This window comes from Rathayibacter sp. SW19, assembly GCF_030866825.1.
Classification (GTDB): Bacteria; Actinomycetota; Actinomycetes; order Actinomycetales; family Microbacteriaceae; genus Rathayibacter_A; species Rathayibacter_A soli.
The window spans coordinates 3897336-3919763 of the sequence record NZ_CP133020.1 but is presented as its reverse complement, the minus strand read 5'-3'; the positions used below and the strand labels follow the sequence as shown (position 1 = coordinate 3919763).

The window sequence follows — 22428 nt, the reverse complement described above, 5'->3', positions numbered from 1 at the left end:
GTGAACGTCGGACACGACCCGACCGAGCGCCACGGAAACCTGCGCAACTGAGCTCATCATCCGCTTCCACCTCCCTCAGGAGAACACCATGAACGACGGCATCCTTAACGACGGCATCCTCAACGACAGCACTGCCCCCACCCACGGCTCGCGGCCCGGCGACCAGACGCAGAGCGCGGCAGAGCTCGAATGGGAGTGGGCGAACGACCCGCGCTGGGACGGCATCCGCCGCGACTACTCCGCGGACGACGTCATCGCGCTGCGCGGCAGCATCATCGAGGAACACACGCTCGCCCGCCGCGGCGCCGAGAACCTGTGGCGCCTCATCCAGGATCAGGGCACGCCCGACGACCCGCACTGGATCGCCGCCCTCGGCGCATTGACCGGCAATCAGGCCGTGCAGCAGGTGCGTGCGGGTCTGAAGGCCATCTACCTCTCCGGCTGGCAGGTCGCCGCCGACGCGAACTCCGCAGGGCAGACCTACCCGGACCAGAGCCTGTATCCGGTGAACTCGGTGCCGGCCGTCGTGCGCCGCATCAACAATGCGCTGCTGCGCGCCGACCAGATCGAGGCGCCAAGCCCCGACTCGCGCGAGCGCATTGCAGACCCCGGCACGCTGGCACCCGGTCACCACGCCTCTGGCGAGCAGTTCGATACCGCAGGGCCGGCTCACGACTGGCTGGCGCCGATCGTTGCGGATGCGGAGGCAGGCTTCGGCGGCCCGCTCAACGCCTATGAACTCATGCGTTCGATGATCGAGGCGGGTGCTGCGGGCGTGCACTGGGAGGATCAGCTGGCGAGCGAGAAGAAGTGCGGTCACATGGGTGGCAAGGTGCTCGTGCCGACCGGGCAGCACATCCGCACGCTGAACGCCGCGCGGCTGGCGGCGGATGTTGCGGGCATCCCCACGATCGTCATCGCACGCACCGACTCGCTTGCGGCTTCGCTCATCACGAGCGACCACGACGAGCGTGACCGGTCGTTCCTCACCGGCGAGCGCACCGCGGAGGGTTTCTACGGGGTGCGTGGCGGGGCCGAAGCGGTTATCGCCCGCGGTCTGGCATATGCGCCGTACGCCGACCTGCTCTGGGTCGAATCGGCAGAGCCCGACCTGCAACTCGCGCGGCGCTTCGCCGAGGCGATCCACCGCGAGTTCCCCGGCAAGCGCCTCGCCTACAACTGTTCGCCGTCGTTCAACTGGAAGAGCCATCTGGACGACGAGACGATCGCCCGCTTCCAGCGCGAGCTGGCGGCGATGGGCTATGCCTTCCAGTTCATCACGCTGGCCGGCTTCCATGCCCTCAACCACTCGATGTACACCCTCGCCCGCGACTACTCGAAGCGACAGATGAGCGCGTACGTCGACTTGCAAGAAGCCGAGTTCGCATCCGAACTCGACGGCTACACCGCCACCCGTCATCAGCGGGAAGTCGGCACCGGCTATTTCGATCAGATCGCCACTGCGCTCAATCCGGACAGCGCAACCCTTGCGCTCGTCGGCTCGACCGAGCAAGCACAGTTCTGACCGGCACCGGCCGTCATCGCGACACCGGAATCTGAAAGGCATACGACCATGAACACGACACCCACTCAACTGCGCCCAAAAACGGCGTTGCGCCCAATACCAGCGCAGGACGATCGCACTCGATCGGCCTCGCGAGCGCCGCGCATCGACGTGCGCACGAATGACGATCACGGAACCGGCGACATCCGCACGATCCTGAATCCGGAGGCGCTAGCCTTCCTCACGGCGCTGCACGCCCGTTTCGCAGGCGAACGTCACGAACTGCTGGCAGAGCGGATGCGGCGCCGCGTCGATGTCGGAAACGGGCGTGACCCGCGTTTCCTGACTGAAACGGAAGGCATCCGCGAGGACCCGACCTGGCGGGTTGCCGGTGCGGGGCCCGGTCTGGAAGACCGCCGTGTCGAGATCACCGGCCCGACCGACCGCAAGATGACCGTCAACGCGCTGAACTCCGGCGCGAAGGTGTGGCTTGCGGATCTCGAAGACGCCACGAGCCCGACTTGGGAGAACATCCTCGGCGGGCAGCGGACCCTGTTCGATACGGTGCGTGGGCTGATCGATTACACCTCGCCGGAGGGCAAGGAGTACACCGTGCGCGGGGCGACTCCGACGATCGTGATGCGGCCGCGCGGCTGGCACCTTGTCGAAAAGCACCTGACGTTCGTTGACCGCACGGGGCGGGCGCTGCCGGCATCCGCAAGTCTGACGGACTTCGGACTGTTCTTCTGGCACAACGCACAGCTGCTCGTCGAGCAGGGCAGCGGACCATACTTCTATCTGCCCAAACTGGAGAGTCATGAAGAGGCGCGGCTGTGGAATGACATCTTCGTGTTCGCGCAGGACTACGTCGGGATGCCGCAGGGCACGATTCGCGCGACCGTGCTGATCGAGACCATCCAAGCCGCATTCCAAATGGAGGAGATCCTCTATGAGCTGCGTGAGCACTGCGCCGGGCTGAATGCAGGCCGGTGGGACTACATCTTCTCGATCATCAAGACGTTCCGCTCACGTGGGCGGCGCTTCGTCTTCCCCGACCGCAAGCAGATCACGATGACGGTACCGTTCATGCGGGCATATACCGATTTGCTGGTGGCGACCTGCCACAAGCGCGGGGCATATGCGATCGGCGGCATGAGTGCATTCATTCCGAACCGACGCGACCCGATGGTCACGGAACAAGCACTGGAGAAGGTCAGTGCGGACAAGCAGCGCGAGGCGGGCGACGGCTTCGACGGCACCTGGGTGGCACATCCAGACCTCATTCCTACGGCCCAGGCCGAGTTCGATGCGGTACTGGGGGAACGCCCCAACCAGCTTGATCGGCGACGCGACGACGTGCATGTGTCGGCAGCGCAGTTGCTGGACATCTCATCGATCGGCGGCGAGGTCACGATCGGCGGTGTGCGCGACAACGTCTCCGTCGCCCTGCGCTATATCGAGGCCTGGTTGCGCGGGCAGGGTGCCGTGGCAATCGATAATCTGATGGAGGATGCCGCGACTGCCGAGATCTCGCGTTCGCAGTTGTGGCAGTGGATCGAAAACCGCACGGTGACGGCTGAGGGCACGCTGATCGATCGCGCGCTGGTCGAGCAGATGCTTGTGGAGACCGCGGCGACACTGCCCCGTCCGATCGGCAATCGTGTCGATGATGCTGCCGAGATCCTTTCCGAGGTTGCGTTGCGTCCCGAGTTCCCCACCTTCCTCACCATCAGCGCGTACGCGCGACACCTGGTGCAGGCGGATGTCCCCACCGGGCCGCCGCTGGCGCTCGCCGGCTGAGCCGCCAGGCTGGTCGAGTAGCGAGCGCCAGCGAGCGTATCGAGACCCGGTGAGGAGGTCTCGATACGCCAGCTCGCTACGCTCGCGGGCTACTCGACCAACCAGGTGACCGTAGTCGGGTCGCGTTAGTCTTGCTCCATGCCTGTCACGGTTCGCACTGCCGGCTCGGCGGATGCCGCACAACTCGCCGAGGTCGCTGCGATCACCTTTCCGCTCGCGTGCCCGCCGGGTTCAACCGCCGAGGCACAGGCTGCCTTCATCGCTGACGTGCTGTCCGAGGCTTGTTTTGCCGAATATCTCGCCGACCGAGGCCGGATCGTTCTCGTTGCGGAAGAGGAGGCCGACCGAACAATTCTCGGCTACACGATGCTCGTCTTTCTCGAGTCGCGCGATCCGGATGTCCTCACCTCGTTGCGCATCCATCCGACAGCCGAATTGAGCAAGTGTTACGTGTTGCCCGGGCAGCACGGCACGGGCGTTGCCGGTGCACTGATGACAGCTTCGCTTGAGGCCGCGCGACAACGCGGCGCCGCGGGAATCTGGCTCGGTGTCAACGAGGAGAACACTCGAGCGCACCGTTTCTATCTCAAGCACGGCTTCGAACGCGTCGGCACCAAGCACTTTCGCTTGGGCGACAACGTGGAAGGCGATTTCGTGATGGAAAGAGAGCTGTAGATTCTGACGGAGCCATAATTGCTGAGGGCATCGCCGCTACTGCGATTTCCGTAGGGGTTTGCTGAGCGTCGGGTCGGTTTTCGTCGTTTTGCGGGAACCGTTCAACCGAATTCGTAGTTTTTTCTTGTTTCTGGAGTTCTCCTGGTGCTAGTTTCTGCTCAGGGTATTTACCCGGTTTGCATGTACCCGATGTGCGAAGGAGCAGATCATGGCGTCAGGACTCGAAACCAAACCGCTAGAAGAACATCATCACGAACTGCAGGCTGATGGAGTCAGCGCGGCCGGTTCCATCGTCATGGCGGTGGCGGGAAGTGCGCCCGCCTACTCCATCGCTGCGACCACCGCGGTGCTCGTGGCTGCGGCAGGGCTCGCAAGTCCGGCTGCCCTGCTCTGGTGCGGCCTGCCGATGCTCGGCATCGCGTGGGCGTTCGCATACTTGGGGCGAGCCGATGTGAATGCGGGAGCCGCCTATTCCTGGGTGGGCCGCGCGCTGCATCCGATTCTCGGCTTCTTCTCCGGCTGGGCGCTGGTCGTCTCTGCGACCATCTTCATGGTGGCCGGCGCGCTCCCCGCCGGGATCATGACGGTCTCACTGTTCGCGCCGAAGGAAGCGGGCAACGTGTTGCTCGTGACCGTGATCGGCGCCATCTGGTTCCTCGTGATGGCCGCCTGCGTTCTGTTCGGCGTCAGGGTCACCGCGCGGGCGCAGTGGATCATGTCCAGCGTCGAAGTTGCCATCCTTGTGGTGTTCGCCGTCGTCGCCATCATGCAGGCGACCTTCGGCCGGCATGCCGGTGCCGACTTCAGCTGGGACTGGTTCGGATTTTCGCACTTCAGCGGGGTCAGCGGGTTCGTCGGTGCAGCCCTGATCGCGTCCTTCTACTACTGGGGATGGGATGTCAGCTCCAACCTCAATGAGGAGACAAAGAACGGTCACAAGTCGGCCGGCAAGGGCGGCATCATCGGCGTCATCATCGTCTTTCTGCTGTTCGAGGTCTTCACGATCGCCATCCAGGTCATCCTGCCGGCCAAGGCCATCCAGGCCAGCAGCGGCAACGTGCTGGGCGTGCTCGGCGACGTGATCTGGCCCGGCATCGGCGGCAAGATCCTGATCGTCGCCGTCATGCTTTCCACCATCGCCACGCTGGAGACCACATTGATCCAGGTGACCCGGTCGCTGTTCGCGATGGGTCGCGACCACACCATCCCGCAGGCATTCGGCCACTCGCACCCGCGGTGGAAGACACCGGCGTTCGCGACCATCGTCGTGACCTGTGTCTCGGTCGTGCTGTTCATCGGCTCGAACTTCCTCGGCAGTGTCGGCCAGATCCTCAGCGACGCGATCAGCTCGATCGGGCTGCAGATCGCGTTCTACTACGGCCTCGCCGGTATAGCCGTCGTGGTCGCGTACCGCAAGATTATTTTCAACTCGGTGAAGAACTTCATCTTCATCGGTCTCTGGCCGGCGATCGGCGCAATCTTCATGGTCTGGATCTTCATCGTGTCGATCCCATCGCTCGGCGTGACCGTCGACCTGATCGGTCTCGGCACCCTCGCACTAGGCATCATTCCGCTGATCGTGTTCTGGAAGAAGGGCAAGGCCTACTTCCAGAATCGTCGCCCGCTTTCCCTGCCGGACGAACTGACCGGTGCCGTGACGGTGGTGCACCCGGAGGACTCGAACGCGACGCACTGACAGGCTTCGGTCGCCGAGCGAAGTCGAAGCACCCCAGGGGACTGCGGACCTTCGGCTGCGCTCAGGGACCGGAGCCTCCGGTCGCAGAGCTGTCAAAGGGCGACCGTCTTGAAGGGCACGGAAGCGAAATTGCGCGGTTACGCGGTGTCATTGCCGAACCAGCGCCGGATGCGACTGGCCGCGAACTCGGATTTCTCGGCTGCGTAGTCCTGCGACGGGCCGGCGAACGTGCCGACGGGTCGTTCGCCGTCGCGGAACGTCACTCTGATCAGCCCGATCTGGTCGTGTCCGAAATCCGCGTAACATGTGCCGTCGCCTTCGTACGGCCCCGGCTGCCCTCGCCCGTGTTGCGTGGCGATGATCGCGTTTGCAACGGCGGCTGCTTGCCCTTCCGCGAAGACGCCGGCTTTTGGAGTGCCGACGCTCGTCACATCGCCGATCGCGAACACACCCGGGAACGCTGTCGTCAGTGTCGAGCGATCTACCGGGATCCAGCCGTCACGGCACAGCCCCGACTCGAGCACCACTGCTGGCGCACGGTGCACGGGCACGCCAAGGAACAGGTCGTAAGCAAGTTCCTCGCCACCGCTCAGCACCGCGACTTTCCGTGCAGGGTCGAGCGCGAGAACCGCGCGCTTCGGGTACCAGGAGATACCATGCTCCGCGAACGCACTCAGCAGCGCATCAGATGCCGCGCGTGACGGCGGCACCGGCGTCTCCGTTGGCATGACCAGCGCAACTTCAGAGCGGTGTCCGAGGCCATGTTCAGCGAGATACTCGTGCACCATCAGTGCGGCCTCACTTGGCGCTGGTAGGCATTTGAACGGCAGTGAGGTGACGCCGACCACAACGCGGCCGCCGACGAAACGAGCCAGTGCTCCGTTCGCGGCAGATGCTCCTGCGAGCGTGAAGAACTGGTGACCGCCTTCGGCCAATCCGGGCGTGGCGGTCGGGATTACGTCTGCTCCCAGCGCGACAACAAGGATGTCGGCATCGAATGGCCCTGCATCGGTTTCGACTCGCCGGTCCGCAGGATGTATCGCCCGCACCGTGGTTTGAACGAATCGCACACCGCGCTTCACGATCGACCGATAGGGATGCTGCACCGCCTCCGCGGTGACCCGCCCGACCAATACATCGAGCTTGGCAGCACCCATGACGAATGTGTCGGTTGCGTCGATCAGCACGATTTCGGCAGTGTCACCGAACTCCTCGGACAGGCGCGTCGTCAACTCCAGTCCGCCGAAACCGGCCCCCAGCACCACAACACGCATCGCACACTCCTCACGTACAGCGTCGCTATTTCACAGTAGGCGCTGCGCGTTGCGCCGGTGGTCAGTGTAACGATGGAGTCGGAAGGCAGGAGATCGCTGTGAACACACTTGAAGGAAAAGTCATCGTCGTAACCGGTGCCAGCCGAGGGCTGGGGGAGGCGATCTCGGTGGGATTCGCGGCCGAGGGCGCCACCGTGGTGCTTGCAGCGCGCACAGAATCGGATCTGGAACGGGTCGCCGAGCGTTGCAGGCAGGCCGGGGCGGCATCCGTTCTCACGGTCCGCACCGACATCACGCAGGAAGCAGACGTCGAGGCGCTGGCGCAGGCCGCGCTCGATCGGTTCGGTCGACTTGATGTGTTCGTTGCCGACGCGGGAGTTTCTCCGTTGTCGTTGTCCGGCACTCAGCCTCGACGCCTGCAGGACTACGAGCTCGACGTGGTGCGGCAGATGTTCGCGGTGAACGCGATCGGAATGTGGCTGTGCATGAAGGCCGCATTCGCCCGAATGAGCGAGGGCGGCAGTTTCATCGCGATCGGTTCGGGTTCGCCTGGGTCCGCGCGAGGCGGCATGCTCTCCGTGACCAAGAGCTGCGTCGACCTGCTCGTATCGATCGGTGCTGCTGAGCTGAGCGAAAAGCACGTGCGAGTCAACTGCCTCGCACCGGGTGGAATGGTTGACACCCGGCTATTCGGCCCGGATGGGATGCCCGACTACCTCAAGCACCTGCCGAGCGTCACCGAGCCGGAGTCGATCGTCGGGGCAGCGGTTTGGTTGGCATCACCGGACAGCGCAGGCATCAGTGGAATCCAACTCACGGGCACGGAGTTCAACGCTACGGGGGTCGACGGCGTGCGGGCCCGACTGCGATCGGCGGCATGACACGCAGGGCCGACGGCCCCTGAAGGTTCAACAGACGACGCGGTTCAACAGACGACGCGGGCGACGATCTTGCCGCGGGTGTGGCCGGTTTCCAGCGCACGGTGGGCGGCAGCGGCATCCGCCAGGTCGAAGACCGAGTCGATCTCCACGTGCACGTCACCCGTCTCGACGAGCGCGGCGATCGTGGCGAGGGTGCGGGCATCCGGCGCTACCTTGTAATGCGTTGCCCGGATGCCGGCTGCCGCAGCATCCGCGATCAGATTCGGCCAGCTTCCGGAGGGAATGTTCACCAGCAGGCCGCCCCAGCGCAGCACGGCCAGCGAACGAGTGCCGGTGTCGTCGTAAACGTTGCCGATGAGATCGATCACCGCGTCGACACCGCGTGCGACCTCTTCGAAGCGCTGCGCCGAATAGTCGATCACCTCTGCAGCGCCGAGAGAGCGCAGCCAGTCGAGATTGCGGGCCGAACCGGTCGCGATCACGTGGGCACCACGAAGAGAGGCGAACTGCACCGCGAAGTGACCGACGCCGCCGCTGCCGGCGTGGATGAGCATCCGCTGGCCGGCCTGGGCGTGTGCAACATCGACGACCGCGCCCCATGCTGTGAGCGCGGCGACGGGAAGAGCCGCAGCCTCGAGATGCGAAAGTGACGCCGGCTTGCGTGTGAGGCTGAGTTCGGGCACAGCCACGTACTCTGCGAACGTGCCGGGATAGCGTGGCACAGACACCATGCCGAACACCTCAGCACCCGGCTGCAGGGGATGCGCCTCGTAGGGGGAGGCGACGACAACTCCGCTGAAATCCTGGCCGAGGATCGCTGGGTAAGAACGGATGCCGGCGGCAGCGCCACGCCCGGCCCGCGTTTTCGTGTCGATCGGGTTCAAACCTGCGGCGTGCACCCGCACCAGAAACTCGGAGCCGTATCGCTCAGGGAGCGGCACATCGGCCAGTCGGAGCACGTCAGGGCTGCCGGGCGCATCGTGCACGATGGCGCGCATGGTGTGCGGCAGGGGCGCGGTGAAAATGTGCGACCCGTCCGGCGTATGCGACCCGTCCGGCGTAGGCGACCCGTCCGGCGTATTCTGGGGCAGGGAAATTGACATGATTGCCTTTCTGTTGCGCGCACGCGCACGATTCCACGCTATGGCGTTGTCCGTTTCCGCGCCACGGCGGCTGGGTGGAACTGCCGACGGCCCGCGTCTTGCCTCTGTGCAGCGCAGTGGTCCGATCGGACGAAGTGTACTGACGCTCGGCGCCATCGCCGCGCTCGCCGGTGTCGTCGTGATCTGGTTGGCGAAGGCGAGCATCCATCACCCGATCTACGTGAGCGAACTCGGTGCGCAACGGATGCCCACAGCAACGGCCTTCGACGTTGCCCTCTTGCTGATCGCGGCCGGAGGCGCAGTCATCGCCGTGCTGGGGCGCCATCCGCGCGTCGGGCGCCCCGCATTGGTAGCGTGGCCGATCGGAGCGACGATCGCTGTTTCGAGCCTGTGCTTCGTGATCGCGTCCCAAGTCACATGCACCGCGACATGCCCGGTGCCATTCGTGAACCCTGCCGCGACTCCCCAGGATTTCATTCACATCACCGCAGCCGTATTCGGCTTCGCCGCCGGTTGCGTGGCCATGGTGCAGGTGGCCGTCACGCGCGGCAATCCGTTGCTGGCGCGCGTGTCACTCGCTGCGGGGGTGCTGGTGGCCGCGATCACGATCGTCGGCGGCATCCTCGCCATCGTGCACCGCGCCGTCGACGTCGGTGCACTGCTCGAATTCAGTGCGACCACGGTCGCCGTCGTCTGGCTTGCCGGCTACGGGCTCTGGCTCGCGCACCGGCAGATGCCGGGCGTCGCGACGGAAACACCTGCTGCCGACGCATCAGCCGCCGACACTGCCGGGGTGCGCTAGCAGCGCCCGGCCGCCAGCAGCGCAAGCAACTGGTCGGCCAGGCCCACGAGGATGGCGATCTCGTTGTCGTCGCGGTCGACCCAGCGGCACTCCGGCTCGGCGACCGGCACAAAATTGTCGTGCTGTTCCCAGACCAAGAGCGTGCGCTCCGCGCCGAGCACGTATTGCTGCCACCAGACTTGGCGCAGATAGTGGCGCGGGATGCTGCGCCATGGTTTGTTGGTGGTCTTGATCTCGGCGAGCTCGAGGGTCGTGGCGTTGCGAAGCACCACTCCGTCGGGTGTAGCGAGGTGACGTGCGTCATGCACGGATCGGAACAGTGCCGTGCTCGGCTGGATGCCGTAATTGCTGTGCACCCAGGATGCGATCGCCGGCTCGCGAGCTTTGCCGTGATCGGTGAAGACGTTTCCGGAGAAGCCGCTGCCGTGCAACTTCTGTTGCGCCGCCGTGTGAACGGAGCGTGGCGTCGAGAGCTTGGCGACATCCGTCGCGGTGATGCCGCGGCTGCGCGCTCGCAGCCAGGCAACCCGATCAGTCGAGTCGGCGACGATGCGCGACCGATACGCGGATGCCGATGCGTGCTCCTGCCCAGAAACGCGCGTGGCTGCAGAAGCCCGCGCTTGCGCAGAAACCGACGCTGGTGCGATTGCTGAGGCGACGAGCGCGGCGTCTTCGCCCGCGAACAGGGCGAGCATCGTGTCGGTCACCGCTCCATTGTGCCCTCTGCTGGCCACATTGGGCCGCTGCGGCTCACGGCGATCCCCGAGACGAAGCGGTGCGAAAAGTGTCGCGAGCGGTTGGGCCTGCAGCATTTCGCGCACCAGAAAAGCGGGGCGGGGCCAACGGGCAGGGCGGCGCGCAGCGGGCGCTCAGGCAGGGGAGAGCAGGTGGTCGGCGACCATGATGGCCGCGCCGAGCACGCCGCCGGTGTCGCCGGCCGCGGCCGGAACGATCCGCAGGTTCTGAGTGGCTAACGGAGTCGATTGCCGGTAGACGACCTCGCGCACTCCCGCAAGAAGGTGCTCTCCGGCGCGGGCGATGCTGCCGCCGATGACGAGCACAGAAGGATTGAGCAGGTTGACGCTCGTGGCGAGCACCTCGCCGAGGTCGCGTCCCGCCTGTCGGATCGCCGCGACGGCGATCGGATCGTTCGCCTCCGCCAGAGCAAGCACGTCGGCGTTGGTCGTGGCCGGGATGCCGTGCTCAGCGATCGATCGGGCGATCGCAGGCCCGCTTGCGAGCGCTTCCAGGTCGGCGTCGTCTGCTCCGTGCCGGGGGGTATCGCGGCTGAACGGCACGCGCACGTGGCCCAGGTCGCCCGCTGATCCCTGCGCGCCGCGCTGCAACCGACCGCCGGCGATGATGCCGGCACCGATGCCCGTAGACACCTTGACGAACAGCAGATTGTCTTCGGTGGGCCAGGAGACCGCGTGCTCGCCGAGCGCAAGCACGTTCACGTCGTTATCCACCAGGATCGGAACCGCGAAACTGCGCCGAACGTAGCTCGGCACGTCGAACCGGTTCCAGCCGGGCATAATCGGAGGGTTCGTCGGCATACCGGTCGAATGCTCGACTGGGCCAGGCAGTCCGATCCCGACCCCCGCGAGCTCCCCTGCGCGCCGTCCGACGCGCTTCAGAAGCCGTGCTGCCGTCGACGTTGCCCAGTCGAGAACGGGCAGGGGGCCATCCGCGATACGCAGGTCGATCGACTCGGTCTCGAGCATCATTCCCGCCAGGTCGCTGATCGCGACGACACCGTGCGTCGCCCCCAGATCGACGGCGATCAGGATGCGCGCGCTCGGGTTGAATGCTACCCGGGCCGGCGGGCGGCCTCCGCTGGATGCCTCGTCACCGGCCGGCGTGACCAGCCCGAGCGCGGCCAACGTTTCAAGTCGTCCGGCGACGGTCGAGCGGGCCAGCCCGGTCAGTTCCGCCAGCTGGGCACGCGTGCGCGGTGGCCCATTGCGCAGCACCGTCAGGAGGCCGGCAGCGTCGTCACTCAGCAGTGCATCGGTCAGCACGGGACTGCTGCGCTGCGGGTCGGCCATGAGGCAATTGAATCACATCGACCGCAGTCGATACGAAAGAAGACCGGAAATCAGTGATCTTTTGATTGACTCTCGGTAAAAGTCTGATTGAATAGAGGCATTCCAGCCGTGTCGTTCTGTTCGTAACGTCTGTGACGGGCATTCCGTCTTCTGCCGTCCACCGATCAGCGCCACTCAATGAGGAGAATCGTGTCGTCATCGAAACTGTCCGTTCAGCTGTACACCGTGCGCGAGGCGTTGCAGGAAGACCTTCCAGGCACACTCGCGCGACTTGCGGAGGTCGGATTCACGCAGGTCGAGCCGTTCGCGTTCACGAACTTTCCCGGCCTGGGCGACGGGCTCACCGCGGCCGGCTTGAGCGCTCCGACCACTCACGTTCACCTGCTCGGCGACGGTGTGAACCATGCGGCGGTGTTCGAGGCGGCCCGCTCGCTCGGCATTCAGACCGTGATCGAACCGTACGTCACACCCGAGTTCTGGCAGAACGCACAGGACGTCGCGAAGACCGCTGCCTCGCTGAACGCCGCGGCAAAGATCGCAGCCGGATACGGCATCCGCGTCGGATACCACAACCACAACCACGAGCTCGAGAGCATCATCGACGGGCGTCCTGCGCTCGAGGTGTTCGCCGACCAGCTCGACGACGCGGTCGTTCTCGAGGTCGACACCTACTGGGTGGTTGTCGGCGGGCAGGACCCAGTGGCACTGCTCAAGAGGCTCGGCGATCGCGTTGTCGCGCTGCACATCAAAGACGGCCCCGGCACAAAAGACAACCTGGACCAGGTGGCGGTCGGCAACGGATCGATGCCGGTGCGCTCGATCATCGAGGCAGCGCCGGATGCGTTACGCGTCATTGAACTCGACGACTCGCGTGGCGACCGCTTCCAGGCCGTCGCAGACAGCTTCGCCTATCTCGTGAAGGAGAACCTCGCGTGAGCGGCACGAGCACGAACGCAAGCGGGCCGATTGGTGTCGGCGTTATCGGTGCCGGTGTCATCAGCAACGAGTACCTCGGCAATCTGACGACGTTCCCCGATCTCGACGTGCGCTTCGTCGCAGACATCGACGAGCCGCGCGCCGCTGCGCAGGCGAAGAAATACGGTGTGCCGGCATCCGGTTCTGTCGCACAATTGCTCGCGGATGACGGCATCGAGATCGTCGTCAACCTGACTATTCCGAAGGTGCACGTCGATGTCGCATTGCAGGTACTCGCCGCAGGCAAACATGTGTGGAGTGAGAAGCCGTTCGCGCTGAACCGCGCAGAGGGTCGAAAGCTACTGGATGCTGCACACGCAGCGGGCCTGCGCGCCGCAACAGCGCCGGACACGTTCCTCGGGGCCGGCATTCAGTCCTCGCGGCGATTGGTCGAATCCGGGGCGATCGGTGCTCCGCTGACCGCACTGACGTTGATGCAGAGCCCGGGGCCGGAGTCCTGGCATCCGAACCCCGATTTCCTGTTCCAAGAGGGCGCCGGTCCGCTGTTCGACATCGGACCGTACTACCTGACGGCCCTCGTGCAGTTGTTCGGGCCGGTCGCCCGGGTGACGGCAACGGCCTCGAAGGCCAAAGCTGTGCGCACGATCGGATCCGGACCGCGTGCGGGCGAGCAGTTCGAGGTCACGGTGCCGACCCACGTCGGCGCGCTGTATGAGTTCGAAGGCGGCCAGAGCGCGCAGAGCATCTTCAGTTTCGACTCGAAACTGTCGCGCACCCAGTTCGAGGTCGCCGGCGTCGACGGAACACTGGTCGTGCCCGACCCGAACACGTTCACCGGTGACCTGCTGATCCACCGGGGTCCAAACGGAACGAGCCCAGACGGAACGAGGAGCGACGAGATCGAAACGGTTGCTGCGACCGGAACCACCACGACTCGCGGCACCGGCGTCGTCGAGCTGGCGCAGGCGATCCGTGCGGGTAGGCCGGAGCGGGCATCGGCCGAGCAGGCGTTCCACGTGCTGGACATCATGGTCTCCACGATCGAATCGGCAGAGGCACATCAGCCGGTAGAGATCGCCAGCACCGTCGTGGTGGCGCCGCCGCTCGATGAGCACTGGGACCCGCGCGTCGGAACGTTCGAGGCATGACGCCCGCGGGAACGTCGCTGAATCGGGCGAAAGCTAGCGAGGTCACCGGCGTGGGAGCGGCAGGCCTGCGGGTCGGTTTCGTGGGTGGCGGATTCATGGCGCAAGTGCATTCTCGGGCGGCACGCGCGGCGCGCGCCCGCCTAGCCGGCATCGTCTCGTCGACACCGACGCGCAGTGAACAGGCAGCGCATGAGCTGGGCATCGAGCAGGCATTCGACTCGCTCGATGCCATGCTCGCCTCCGACGACATCGACGTTGTGCACGTCTGCACGCCGAATGCATTGCACGCTGAGCAGACCGCAGCGGTGATTCAGGCTGGCAAGCACGTCGTCTGCGAGAAACCGCTTGCGACGAGCGTGGCGGATGCGCTCGAGCTCGCCGAGCTCGCAGCATCCGCCGGGGTGACTGCGACCGTTCCGTTCGTCTACCGCTTTCACCCGTTGGTGCGCGAAGCCAGAGCGCGGGTGCGTTCCGGCTCGCTCGGGCGGCTGCTCAGTGTGCACGGCTCGTACCTGCAGGACTGGTTGCTGGAATCCGACGACGACAATTGGCGTGTCGACAGCACACGGGGCGGGCGGTCCCGAGCATTCGCCGACATCGGCTCGCACTTGGTCGACCTGGTGGAGTTCATCAGCGGCGACCGCATCGAGCGGGTCTCCGCGACGGCGCGCACGTTCTTCGACGCGCGCGCAGAACACGCCGACATCGTCACGGAAGATGCCGCTGCGGTCGTCATTGAAACGGCAGCGGGCGCGCTCGGCACACTGCTCGTCTCGCAGGTCGCTCCGGGTCGCAAGAATCGGCTGAAGGTGGAGCTTGCGGGCGCATCCGAATCTCTGGCGTTCGATCAGGAGCAACCTGAGACGCTGTGGATCGGCAGACGGCACGGCACGCAGGTGATTCCGCGTGATGCTGACCAGCTGTTCCCCGACGCCGCGCGCTTGATCACGGTGCCCGCCGGGCATCCTCAGGGCTATCAGGATGCGTTCAACGCGTTCGTCGCAGACACCTACGCCGCGGTCGGCGGAGCGACCCCCGAGGGGCTGCCGCGCTTTGCGGACGGCCTGCGTGCTGCCCGAATCACCGATGCGGTCATCGACGCGGCATCGAGCGGTCGATGGGTTTCAGTCGAGTAGAAGTCGCGCGGCGGCTTGCCGATGATCCGCGATTAAGCCGGGAATGTCGAGGTCGATGATCTGCCCGTCGGCCACGCGCCAGCGCCCACCGATCATGACACGGTCTGCGCGGTCTGCCCCGCAGAGCAGTAGCGAGGCGACCGGGTCGTGGCTGCCTGAAAAGCGCAGGTCGTCGCGGGTGTACATCGCGAGGTCGGCCTGCTTGCCCGGCGCAAGCTCGCCGATGTCGTCTCGGCCGAGCACGCGAGCAGAGCCTCGTGTCGCCCAGCCGAAGGCGCGCTCCGGCGTCACCGCTTCCGCCCCGTATTTCAGACGTTGGAGATAGAGCGCCTGGCGTGTTTCGAGGATGAGGTTGGAGGCGTCGTTGGAGGCTGATCCGTCGACGCCGATGCCGACCGGCACGCCCGCATCTTCCAACTCGACAACGCGCGCGATGCCGGATGCCAGGCGCATGTTCGACGATGGGCAATGGGCTACAGCGGTTCCGGCCGCGCCGAGTCGCGCGATCTCCTGGTCATCGAAATGAATGCCGTGGCCGAGCCAGGTGCGCGATGACAGCCAGCCGACGCTCTCCAGGTAGTCCACCGTGCGCAGCCCGAACATCTCGCGGCAGAAATCCTCTTCGTCGATCGTCTCCGCCAGGTGCGTGTGCAATCGAACGTCGTGCTTCTCCGCCAGCTCGGCGCTTGATCGCATGATGCTCTCCGTCACCGAGAACGGTGAACACGGGGCGAGCGCGATCTGGATGACGGCGCCATCCGCTCGCTCGTGATAGTCGCGGATCAGGCGCTCGCTGTCGGCGAGAATGACCTCGGGGTCTTGAACGGTCGACTGCGGCGGTAGTCCGCCGGCATCTTCGCCGAGCGTCATCGACCCGCGGGTCAGTGTGGCACGCATCCCCAGACGGCGCACGACGGACACCTCGACATCGATCGCGTTCTCCAGACCGGCCGGGAAGAGATAGTGGTGATCCGCCGCCGTTGTGCAGCCGGAGAGGAGCAGCTCGGCAAGAGCGACCGTCGTTGCGAGCTCCAGGTCTCGCGGAGTCAAGCGCGCCCAGACCGGGTACAACTGCTTCAGCCACGGGAAAAGCGGCGTGTTGACCACCGGTGCCCACGCGCGGGTCAGGGTTTGGTAAAAGTGGTGATGCGTGTTGATCAGGCCCGGGATCACGACGTGGTTGGAGGCGTCGAACACACTCGTGTACGGTTCGGCCGGCGTCGCGCCGGCGGCCAGCACCTCGACGATCACGCCGTCGTCGATGACGATCCCGCCGCGCCCGTCGAGTTCGTTCGCGGTGAATACCGCCTGCGGGTTCTTGATCCAGGTTCGTTCAGTCATTGTTTTGTTAGGCCGTTGTTTTGTTCAGTCGTTGCGGCGTCGGTTGCCGAGCGTTGCCGCGTAGTCCGGTACATAGCTGGCAAGCGAGACCGGAGGCCGTTCATAGTCGGTCGCCGGTGGCCGTTCGGGGAAGTCGACCGGTTCCGGCTCAAGGTGCTCGTAGGGAAGTTGGGAGAGCAGGTGGCTGATCATGTTGAGGCGGGACGCCCGCTTGTCCTCGCTTTCAACGGTCCACCAGCGCGCCTCCGGGATATCGCAGTGTACGAACATTTCGTCCTTGGCCCGGGAGTACTCCACCCACTTCGTGATCGACAAAAGGTCGGTCTGCGACAGCTTCCAGCGCCGCATCGGATCGCTCATGCGGGACCGGAACCGTGCCTCCTGCTCGCGATCGGACACGGAGAACCAGTACTTCAAGACGATGATGCCGTCTTCGACGAGCATCCGTTCGAACAGCGGTGTCTGACGCAAGAACCGCCGATATTGGTCTGGGGTGCAGTAGCCCATCACTTTTTCAACGCCGGCGCGGTTATACCAGGAGCGGTCGAACAGCACGATCTCGCCCTTGGTCGGCAGGCGCTCGACGTAGCGCTGGTAGTACCACTGCCCGCGTTCGCGGTCCGTGGGGATGGGGAGCGCCTCAATGCGCGCAACGCGCGGATTCAGATATTCCGTCACACGTTTGATGGCGGATCCTTTTCCCGCGGCGTCGCGTCCTTCGAAGATGACGAGCACGCGGGCCCCGGTGCGCTTCACCCACTCCTGCGCGACGACGAGTTCCGCCTGCAATCGTCGCAACTCGGCTTCGTATACGCGCTTCTTGATCCGTTTGACCGGCGTGCGCTGGTCCTTGCCCGATGTGCTCACGGCGCCTCCACAAACTGCGTGACGAGCGACAACGGCGCTGTGGCTCGTCACGCCTTATGCTCTCACACGTTCGCCGTGCTACTTTTCGCTGACGATGCCGCGTTTGATGTGCAGACGGCGCTGGGCGCGGGCCGCGACCGCCGAGTCGTGCGTGACGACAACAAGCGTGAGGCTGCGATCGCGCCACAGGCCCTCGAGCACGTCCATGATCTCGTCACGCGTGTCTTCGTCGAGCGCGCCGGTCGGCTCGTCGGCGAGCAGCACGTTCGGCTCCTTAACGAGCGCGCGTGCGATCGCAACACGCTGCTGTTGCCCTCCCGACAACTCGCCGGGCAGGTGGTTGCCGCGATCGGCGAGACCGACGGATGCCAGCGCCTCCCCCGCGCGCTGCGCCCGATCTTTCGCGGGTAGCCCGAGCGGCGCCAACCCGGTCTCCACGTTCTCCTGCGCAGTGAGGGTGGGAATCAGGTTGAAGCTCTGGAACACGAAGCCAATTTCCTTCGCCCGGATGCCTGCCAACTTGCCGTCGCTCATCGAGCTGAGGCTCGACGTGCCGAGTTCGACAGAACCGGAGGTGGGCCGGTCAAGTGCGCCGAGCATCTGCAGCAGGGTTGACTTGCCGCCACCGGTCGGACCCTGCACGGCGACCATCTGACCGTCCGGGATCTCGAGGGTGACATTGTTCAACGCGGTGACCGAACGCTTGGACTGTGCGTAGGTTTTGGTGACTTTACTGAGGGTGTACATGGGATTGTCCGTTCGTCTGACGTGCCGGGGAGGGGGGTTACGCGACCGAGCGCAGTGCTTCGGCCGGGCGCAGTCGCGAGGCGCGCCATCCGCCGATCGCACCGGCGAGCAGCCCGCCGAGCACCGCGAGCCCGACGGCAATGACGATGACCCACACGGTGACGGGCGCGTTCAGCACGACGTTGACGGAGGCTTCCGTGGCGCGGCTCGCGGCACCGAATCCGCCGCCTCGGAATCCGCCGGCTCCCGCCCCTGTGCCGCCGGCGCCGCTGGTCGCCAGGCGACCGAGCCGCCCGGCCGCCTGCGCGACGCCGTTGCCCTGCGTTGCGCTGCCGGTCAACGTTGGAGCGACCACATTGATGATCAGAACTCCGACGAGTCCGACCGCGACGCCGATGACCCCGCCGATGAGGGCCTGCACGGTGGATTCACCGGCAACTTGACCGACGATGCGCCGGTTCGTCCAGCCGATCGCCTTGAGCGTGCCGAACTCGCGGGTACGGCGGGTGACGCCGGCGACCGTGAACAGGATCGCAATCAAGAACGCCGCAGCCAGAACGATCAGCGATAACCATGTTCCGAAGTTCGACAGCAACTGGCTGGCGGTGCCGAGGGAGCCGGACACGCTGGAGGCCAGATCGGCCTGCGTACTCACCGTTGCCTTGGGAAGCGCCTTCTGCAGTGCGGTCTGCAGTTGACTGACGTCACTGGAGGATGCTGCTGTGACGTAGATGTCCGTCACGTTTCCGGCTTCGCCGGCCAGTGTCTGGGCCACGTCCAACGGGATGTAGGCGTTGGCCGCCGTCTGAGCGTCTGATCCGGTCGCAGTGACCAGTCCGACAACGGAGAAACTCTTGCCGCCGATGGTGATGGTGTCGCCGACGGCCAGTTTTGCGGTCTTGGCATAGCTCGCGTCGAGCACGGCGACATCCTTGTTGTCGTCAGCTTTGGTCAGGGAGCGGCCGGAGGAGAGCGTGGCAGCGGAAAGCGGGCCGACGGCATCCGCTGCGGGGTTGATTCCGATCACGCTGAACGAGCTGACGCTGAACGAGCTGCCGCCCGCACCGTCTGCACCCCCGGTCGGTGCCGGCGACGAAGCGCCGGATGCAGCGCCCGAGCCGCCGGTCGTGCCGCGGGAGCGATCCTGCTGGAAGTTCGGCAGGGTGCCGTTGAAGGTCGTGTTGGTCAGGGTCAGCGCCGAAGCGGCGGACGCGACGCCGGAAACCGCCTTCACTTTCGTCAAGTCGGTCGCAGCCAGGGTCTGCGTTCCCGGGCTGACCGCGAGGCGAGAAGTGTTGACTGTTCGGCTGCCGCCGCTGGAGGTGCCTGCGCCAGCGCCGAAGTCGAATCGTCGCCCTGTTCCATTGGGCCCTGCACCGAATCCGGCTTGCCCGCTCGCTGCGGTGACCGGTTGGGTGACGGTGATGTCTGTGCCCACGCCGTAAACGGATTGCAGCACGTGCGCTTGCGCGTCTTTCACGCCGGCTGACACCGCATTGACCACGATGACGAGCGCAATTGCAAGCGCCATGCCGATCGCGATGATGATGGTCTGCTTACGTCTGTTCACGAGTTCGCGACGCAGATAAATACCGAACATTGGTGCTCCTCGATGCTTCCGACAGCGGCTACCGACGCGGTCGCACGGGCAGCAACCGGTCATGGTCAGGATTACGGTGTGCCGTTGTGGCGCGCCTGTGGCCGAGTTATGGATGTGCCGAATGCCGCCTCACTGAATTGCCGATGGATTCAGGTGTGCCGCCGGCGATCCGCAGGCTGTGAGTATTCTCAGGATGCGCATACGAAACAGATAGTAACTCCAGACTGCGCGGAAGATAATGGGCGCATGACCAACGACACTGTGACCTCCGCGCGAACTGCCACCGAACCGCGCGGACTGCTGCGGCATCCAGATGGCTCCCCCATCCGCGTGCTCGTCGTCGACGACGAGCGCACCTTGACCGACCTGCTTCACATGGCGCTGCGCTACGAGGGCTGGGATGTGCGCACCGCCGCCACCGGTCAGCAGGCACTGACCACAGCACGCGAATTTCGACCGGATGCCGTCGTACTGGACATCATGCTTCCCGATATCGACGGGCTCAGCGTGCTCAGCAGGATGCGCGAGAACGGCGGAGAGACGCCGGTGCTGTTCCTGACGGCAAAGGATTCGCTCGACGACCGCATCGCGGGCCTGACCGCCGGTGGCGACGACTATGTGACGAAGCCGTTCAGCCTGGAGGAACTCGTTGCCCGGTTGCGCAGCCTCCTGCGCCGTTCGCGTGTGCTCGTCACGGATTCGACCGACCCGCGCATCATCGTCGGTGACCTCATGCTTGACGAAGACAGCTACGAGGTGGAGCGCGCGGGCGAGGCGGTTTCGCTGACCGCCACCGAGTTCGAGCTGCTGCGGTTCCTGATGCGCAATCCTCGTCGCGTGCTGAGCAAAGCGCAGATCCTCGACCGCGTATGGAGCTACGACTTCGGGGGCACGTCCAGCGTCGTCGAGCTCTACATCTCATACCTGCGCAAAAAGATCGACGCCGGCCACCCGCAGATGATCCACACGGTGCGCGGCGCGGGGTACATGATCAAGGCGGCGGAATGACCCAAGCCGCGTCGAGCCTGGCGCGGCGGCTACGAGATCCCTTTCGTTCGTGGACGCTGCGCAGCCGACTTGTGCTCGCGGTCGTGGCTTTACTCGCTGTGCTCGGCCTCATCATCGGCCTGGTCAGCGTGCTGTTTCTGGAGAACTACCTGATCGGCAGGCTTGACGATCAACTGTCGGCGGCCGGTCACCGCAGTCAGGCTATCGCCGTCGAGGCGATTCAACGCGCGAACCCGACGGCGGATCAGCTGGCGGCAGGCATCATCGGGGCCCCCGGGCAGGTTCCGGGCACCTTTGTCGCCCTCATCGTCAGCAACGATGTGGTCGCAACAAGCTATCTGGGTGTCAGTCGGGCCAGTGCGAACATCGCACCGCAGACGATCTCGGCGCAGAGCAAGACCTCGTTGATCGCATTGCCCGTCGATGGCTCGCCGACCAGCGTGGATCTCGGCGGCACACTCGGCGACTATCGAATCGTCTCGGTCTCGCTGACGAACAACAGCGAACTCGTGCTGGGATTGCCGTTGGGCGAGGCGCAGAGCACGGTCGCTCGGCTGAGTTGGATCATCGGCATCGTGACGGTGATCGCGCTTGCCATCGCTGCCTTCGTCGGCCTGCTGATCGTACGGCTGGCGCTACGCCCGCTCGACCGTGTTGCGGCCACAGCGACTGAAGTGTCAGAGCTGCCCCTTGATCGCGGCGAGGTCGCGCTCGCCGTGCGCGTGAATGAAGAGGACACCAACGCGCACACTGAGGTGGGGCGTGTCGGGGCCGCGCTGAACAGGATGCTCGGGCACGTCGCATCCGCATTGTCCGCGCGACAGGCGAGCGAGAACAAAGTGCGCCAGTTCGTGGCGGATGCCAGCCACGAACTGCGAACGCCGCTCGCGTCGATCCGCGGTTACGCCGAGCTCACCCGGCGCACCGGGCAGGAATTGCCGCAAGAGATGGTGCGTTCCCTGGGCCGGATCGAATCCGAAGCGCAGCGGATGACGGGAATCGTGGAAGACCTGCTGCTGCTCGCGCGACTGGATGAGGGTCGCGCACTCCAGCGCGAACCCGTCGACCTCTCCCGACTGCTCGTGGACGCACTTTCCGACGCGCACGCGGCCGGCCCGGATCACACCTGGTCGATCGACGTGCCCGGCGCGGCGGTCGAGGTCATCGGAGATGAACCTCGACTGCACCAGGTCGTCGTCAACCTGCTCGCCAACGCGCGCGTGCACACTCCGGCCGGAACGGCGATCACCGCAACGCTTGCCACCGACGGCGCACACGCTGTGATGACGGTGTTGGATGACGGTCCCGGCATCCCGGAGGCGCTGCAGCCCGTGCTGTTCGAGCGGTTCGCTCGCGGTGACAGTTCTCGGTCGCGCGAGACCGGCAGCACGGGCCTCGGCTTGGCGATCGTGCAGGCGGTCGTCGCGGCGCAGGGCGGAACCGTGTCTGTGGAAAGCAAGCCGGGCCGCACGGCGTTCACTGTGGTGCTGCCGTTGGTGAAGGCCGAGGTCAGGAGCGGCGAAACCGTATCCCTGTGATCGACTCGGGTGTGATGCGAACATAGTTCCAATTGGGCGTCGGATGCGCCCGATGCGCATCCAGGACACCGGATGCCTCGAGCCCATCAGCGTCGAGCACGTCGACCTCGACGGCGGCCGTGCGGTTGGCCACGAGGTTCATCAGTTGGCCACCCGGGCCGCATTGAAAGAACTTCTCACCTTCATTCACGCGGAAGTTGACCGGCACGATATCGATCGCAATCGTGCTAGTGCCCAGGCTCGGGTCAGGCGCGCGCCTGGGGCTGCATATTTCTGGACTGACCCTGTTGACAAATTAGAGATCACGTCTTAGGTTTAGATATC

At 65.3% G+C, this 22428-nt stretch carries 20 protein-coding genes; 11 read left to right on the top strand and 9 right to left on the bottom strand.

The window, feature by feature from the left end; all coding sequences use genetic code 11:
- Positions 1-88 precede the first annotated feature (88 nt).
- The 4 genes from aceA to QU604_RS18115 all read left to right on the top strand — a co-directional run bounded on the left by aceA (position 89) and on the right by QU604_RS18115 (position 5675).
- Entirely contained in the window at positions 89-1525 is a 1437-nt protein-coding gene (aceA, locus tag QU604_RS18130) for an isocitrate lyase (RefSeq protein WP_308466005.1), read from the top strand.
- A 48-nt stretch (positions 1526-1573) separates the two neighbouring features.
- Positions 1574-3304 carry a malate synthase A gene (gene aceB, locus QU604_RS18125; RefSeq protein ID WP_308466004.1) on the top strand — a complete coding sequence of 577 codons (1731 nt, stop codon included), beginning with the start codon at positions 1574-1576 and terminating at the stop codon, positions 3302-3304.
- Positions 3305-3442: 138 nt separating this feature from the next.
- Positions 3443-3979 (top strand): GNAT family N-acetyltransferase, encoded by a 537-nt coding sequence (locus QU604_RS18120; RefSeq protein ID WP_308466003.1) that lies wholly within the window; start codon positions 3443-3445, stop codon positions 3977-3979.
- Between the two features lie 208 nt (positions 3980-4187).
- Positions 4188-5675, top strand: coding sequence for an APC family permease (locus QU604_RS18115; protein ID WP_308466002.1), 1488 nt, complete (start codon positions 4188-4190; stop codon positions 5673-5675).
- 137 nt (positions 5676-5812) lie between these two features.
- Here the strand turns inward: QU604_RS18115 and QU604_RS18110 are convergent, their stop codons facing one another.
- A complete protein-coding gene (locus QU604_RS18110) occupies positions 5813-6949 on the bottom strand; it encodes an NAD(P)/FAD-dependent oxidoreductase (RefSeq protein ID WP_308466001.1) in 1137 nt (378 codons plus the stop codon).
- A gap of 98 nt (positions 6950-7047) precedes the next feature.
- Between QU604_RS18110 and QU604_RS18105 the strand changes: the two genes are divergently transcribed.
- Positions 7048-7830 (top strand): SDR family NAD(P)-dependent oxidoreductase, encoded by a 783-nt coding sequence (locus QU604_RS18105; RefSeq protein WP_308466000.1) that lies wholly within the window; start codon positions 7048-7050, stop codon positions 7828-7830.
- A 44-nt stretch (positions 7831-7874) separates the two neighbouring features.
- Here QU604_RS18105 and QU604_RS18100 read toward each other — a convergent pair whose 3' ends face one another.
- Complete coding sequence (locus QU604_RS18100; protein ID WP_308468970.1) at positions 7875-8828, bottom strand: NADP-dependent oxidoreductase; 954 nt, start codon at positions 8826-8828, stop codon at positions 7875-7877.
- 103 nt (positions 8829-8931) lie between these two features.
- Here QU604_RS18100 and QU604_RS18095 point away from each other — a divergent pair, with 103 nt between their 5' ends.
- Positions 8932-9735, top strand: coding sequence for a DUF998 domain-containing protein (locus tag QU604_RS18095; protein WP_308465999.1), 804 nt, complete (start codon positions 8932-8934; stop codon positions 9733-9735).
- Here the strand turns inward: QU604_RS18095 and QU604_RS18090 are convergent.
- A complete protein-coding gene (locus QU604_RS18090) occupies positions 9732-10442 on the bottom strand; it encodes a YqaJ viral recombinase family protein (protein WP_308465998.1) in 711 nt (236 codons plus the stop codon). The two genes, QU604_RS18095 and QU604_RS18090, sit on opposite strands and share 4 nt — an antisense overlap.
- Before the next feature lie 162 nt (positions 10443-10604).
- On the bottom strand, positions 10605-11783 hold the full coding sequence (locus tag QU604_RS18085; protein WP_308465997.1) for an ROK family transcriptional regulator: 1179 nt from the start codon (positions 11781-11783) through the stop codon (positions 10605-10607).
- 189 nt (positions 11784-11972) lie between these two features.
- Between QU604_RS18085 and QU604_RS18080 the strand changes: the two genes are divergently transcribed.
- Genes QU604_RS18080 through QU604_RS18070 form a run of 3 tightly spaced genes read left to right on the top strand, consistent with a single transcriptional unit; the run spans position 11973 to position 15003 of the window.
- Positions 11973-12719, top strand: a complete 747-nt coding sequence (locus tag QU604_RS18080; protein ID WP_308465996.1) for a sugar phosphate isomerase/epimerase family protein — start codon at positions 11973-11975, stop codon at positions 12717-12719.
- Positions 12716-13867, top strand: coding sequence for a Gfo/Idh/MocA family protein (locus QU604_RS18075; protein WP_308465995.1), 1152 nt, complete (start codon positions 12716-12718; stop codon positions 13865-13867). The genes QU604_RS18080 and QU604_RS18075 overlap by 4 nt, the downstream gene beginning before the upstream one ends.
- Positions 13864-15003 carry a Gfo/Idh/MocA family protein gene (locus QU604_RS18070; RefSeq protein WP_308465994.1) on the top strand — a complete coding sequence of 380 codons (1140 nt, stop codon included), beginning with the start codon at positions 13864-13866 and terminating at the stop codon, positions 15001-15003. The genes QU604_RS18075 and QU604_RS18070 overlap by 4 nt, the downstream gene beginning before the upstream one ends.
- On the opposite strand, the gene QU604_RS18065 is transcribed toward QU604_RS18070, so the two are convergent.
- The 4 genes from QU604_RS18065 to QU604_RS18050 form a co-directional block, all read right to left on the bottom strand.
- Positions 14992-16344 carry an 8-oxoguanine deaminase gene (locus QU604_RS18065; RefSeq protein WP_308465993.1) on the bottom strand — a complete coding sequence of 451 codons (1353 nt, stop codon included), beginning with the start codon at positions 16342-16344 and terminating at the stop codon, positions 14992-14994. The genes QU604_RS18070 and QU604_RS18065 overlap by 12 nt on opposite strands.
- A gap of 24 nt (positions 16345-16368) precedes the next feature.
- Entirely contained in the window at positions 16369-17211 is an 843-nt protein-coding gene (ppk2, locus tag QU604_RS18060) for a polyphosphate kinase 2 (protein WP_308465992.1), read from the bottom strand.
- 78 nt (positions 17212-17289) lie between these two features.
- Positions 17290-17958, bottom strand: a complete 669-nt coding sequence (locus QU604_RS18055) for an ABC transporter ATP-binding protein (protein ID WP_308465991.1) — start codon at positions 17956-17958, stop codon at positions 17290-17292.
- Positions 17959-17995: 37 nt separating this feature from the next.
- The gene (locus tag QU604_RS18050) at positions 17996-19558 is read right to left on the bottom strand and encodes an ABC transporter permease (protein WP_308465990.1); all 1563 of its coding nucleotides are present in this window, start codon (positions 19556-19558) and stop codon (positions 17996-17998) included.
- A 246-nt stretch (positions 19559-19804) separates the two neighbouring features.
- Between QU604_RS18050 and QU604_RS18045 the strand changes: the two genes are divergently transcribed.
- Both QU604_RS18045 and QU604_RS18040 read left to right on the top strand, forming a co-directional pair.
- Positions 19805-20566, top strand: a complete 762-nt coding sequence (locus QU604_RS18045) for a response regulator transcription factor (RefSeq protein WP_308465989.1) — start codon at positions 19805-19807, stop codon at positions 20564-20566.
- Positions 20563-22104 carry a sensor histidine kinase gene (locus tag QU604_RS18040; RefSeq protein ID WP_308465988.1) on the top strand — a complete coding sequence of 514 codons (1542 nt, stop codon included), beginning with the start codon at positions 20563-20565 and terminating at the stop codon, positions 22102-22104. The genes QU604_RS18045 and QU604_RS18040 overlap by 4 nt, the downstream gene beginning before the upstream one ends.
- On the opposite strand, the gene QU604_RS18035 is transcribed toward QU604_RS18040, so the two are convergent.
- Positions 22076-22312, bottom strand: a complete 237-nt coding sequence (locus QU604_RS18035; protein ID WP_308465987.1) for a hypothetical protein — start codon at positions 22310-22312, stop codon at positions 22076-22078. The two genes, QU604_RS18040 and QU604_RS18035, sit on opposite strands and share 29 nt — an antisense overlap.
- Positions 22313-22428 lie beyond the last annotated feature (116 nt).

Coding starts and splice junctions, on each gene's coding strand:
- QU604_RS18065 (WP_308465993.1), bottom strand. CDS start 16,344: ATGACTGAACGAACCTGGATCAAGAACCCGCAGGCGGTATTCACCGCG.
- QU604_RS18095 (WP_308465999.1), top strand. CDS start 8,932: ATGATTGCCTTTCTGTTGCGCGCACGCGCACGATTCCACGCTATGGCG.
- QU604_RS18120 (WP_308466003.1), top strand. CDS start 3,443: ATGCCTGTCACGGTTCGCACTGCCGGCTCGGCGGATGCCGCACAACTC.
- aceB (WP_308466004.1), top strand. CDS start 1,574: ATGAACACGACACCCACTCAACTGCGCCCAAAAACGGCGTTGCGCCCA.
- QU604_RS18110 (WP_308466001.1), bottom strand. CDS start 6,949: ATGCGTGTTGTGGTGCTGGGGGCCGGTTTCGGCGGACTGGAGTTGACG.
- QU604_RS18100 (WP_308468970.1), bottom strand. CDS start 8,828: ATGCGCGCCATCGTGCACGATGCGCCCGGCAGCCCTGACGTGCTCCGA.
- QU604_RS18045 (WP_308465989.1), top strand. CDS start 19,805: ATGACCAACGACACTGTGACCTCCGCGCGAACTGCCACCGAACCGCGC.
- QU604_RS18055 (WP_308465991.1), bottom strand. CDS start 17,958: ATGTACACCCTCAGTAAAGTCACCAAAACCTACGCACAGTCCAAGCGT.
- QU604_RS18040 (WP_308465988.1), top strand. CDS start 20,563: ATGACCCAAGCCGCGTCGAGCCTGGCGCGGCGGCTACGAGATCCCTTT.
- QU604_RS18115 (WP_308466002.1), top strand. CDS start 4,188: ATGGCGTCAGGACTCGAAACCAAACCGCTAGAAGAACATCATCACGAA.
- QU604_RS18085 (WP_308465997.1), bottom strand. CDS start 11,783: ATGGCCGACCCGCAGCGCAGCAGTCCCGTGCTGACCGATGCACTGCTG.
- aceA (WP_308466005.1), top strand. CDS start 89: ATGAACGACGGCATCCTTAACGACGGCATCCTCAACGACAGCACTGCC.
- QU604_RS18050 (WP_308465990.1), bottom strand. CDS start 19,558: ATGTTCGGTATTTATCTGCGTCGCGAACTCGTGAACAGACGTAAGCAG.
- QU604_RS18070 (WP_308465994.1), top strand. CDS start 13,864: ATGACGCCCGCGGGAACGTCGCTGAATCGGGCGAAAGCTAGCGAGGTC.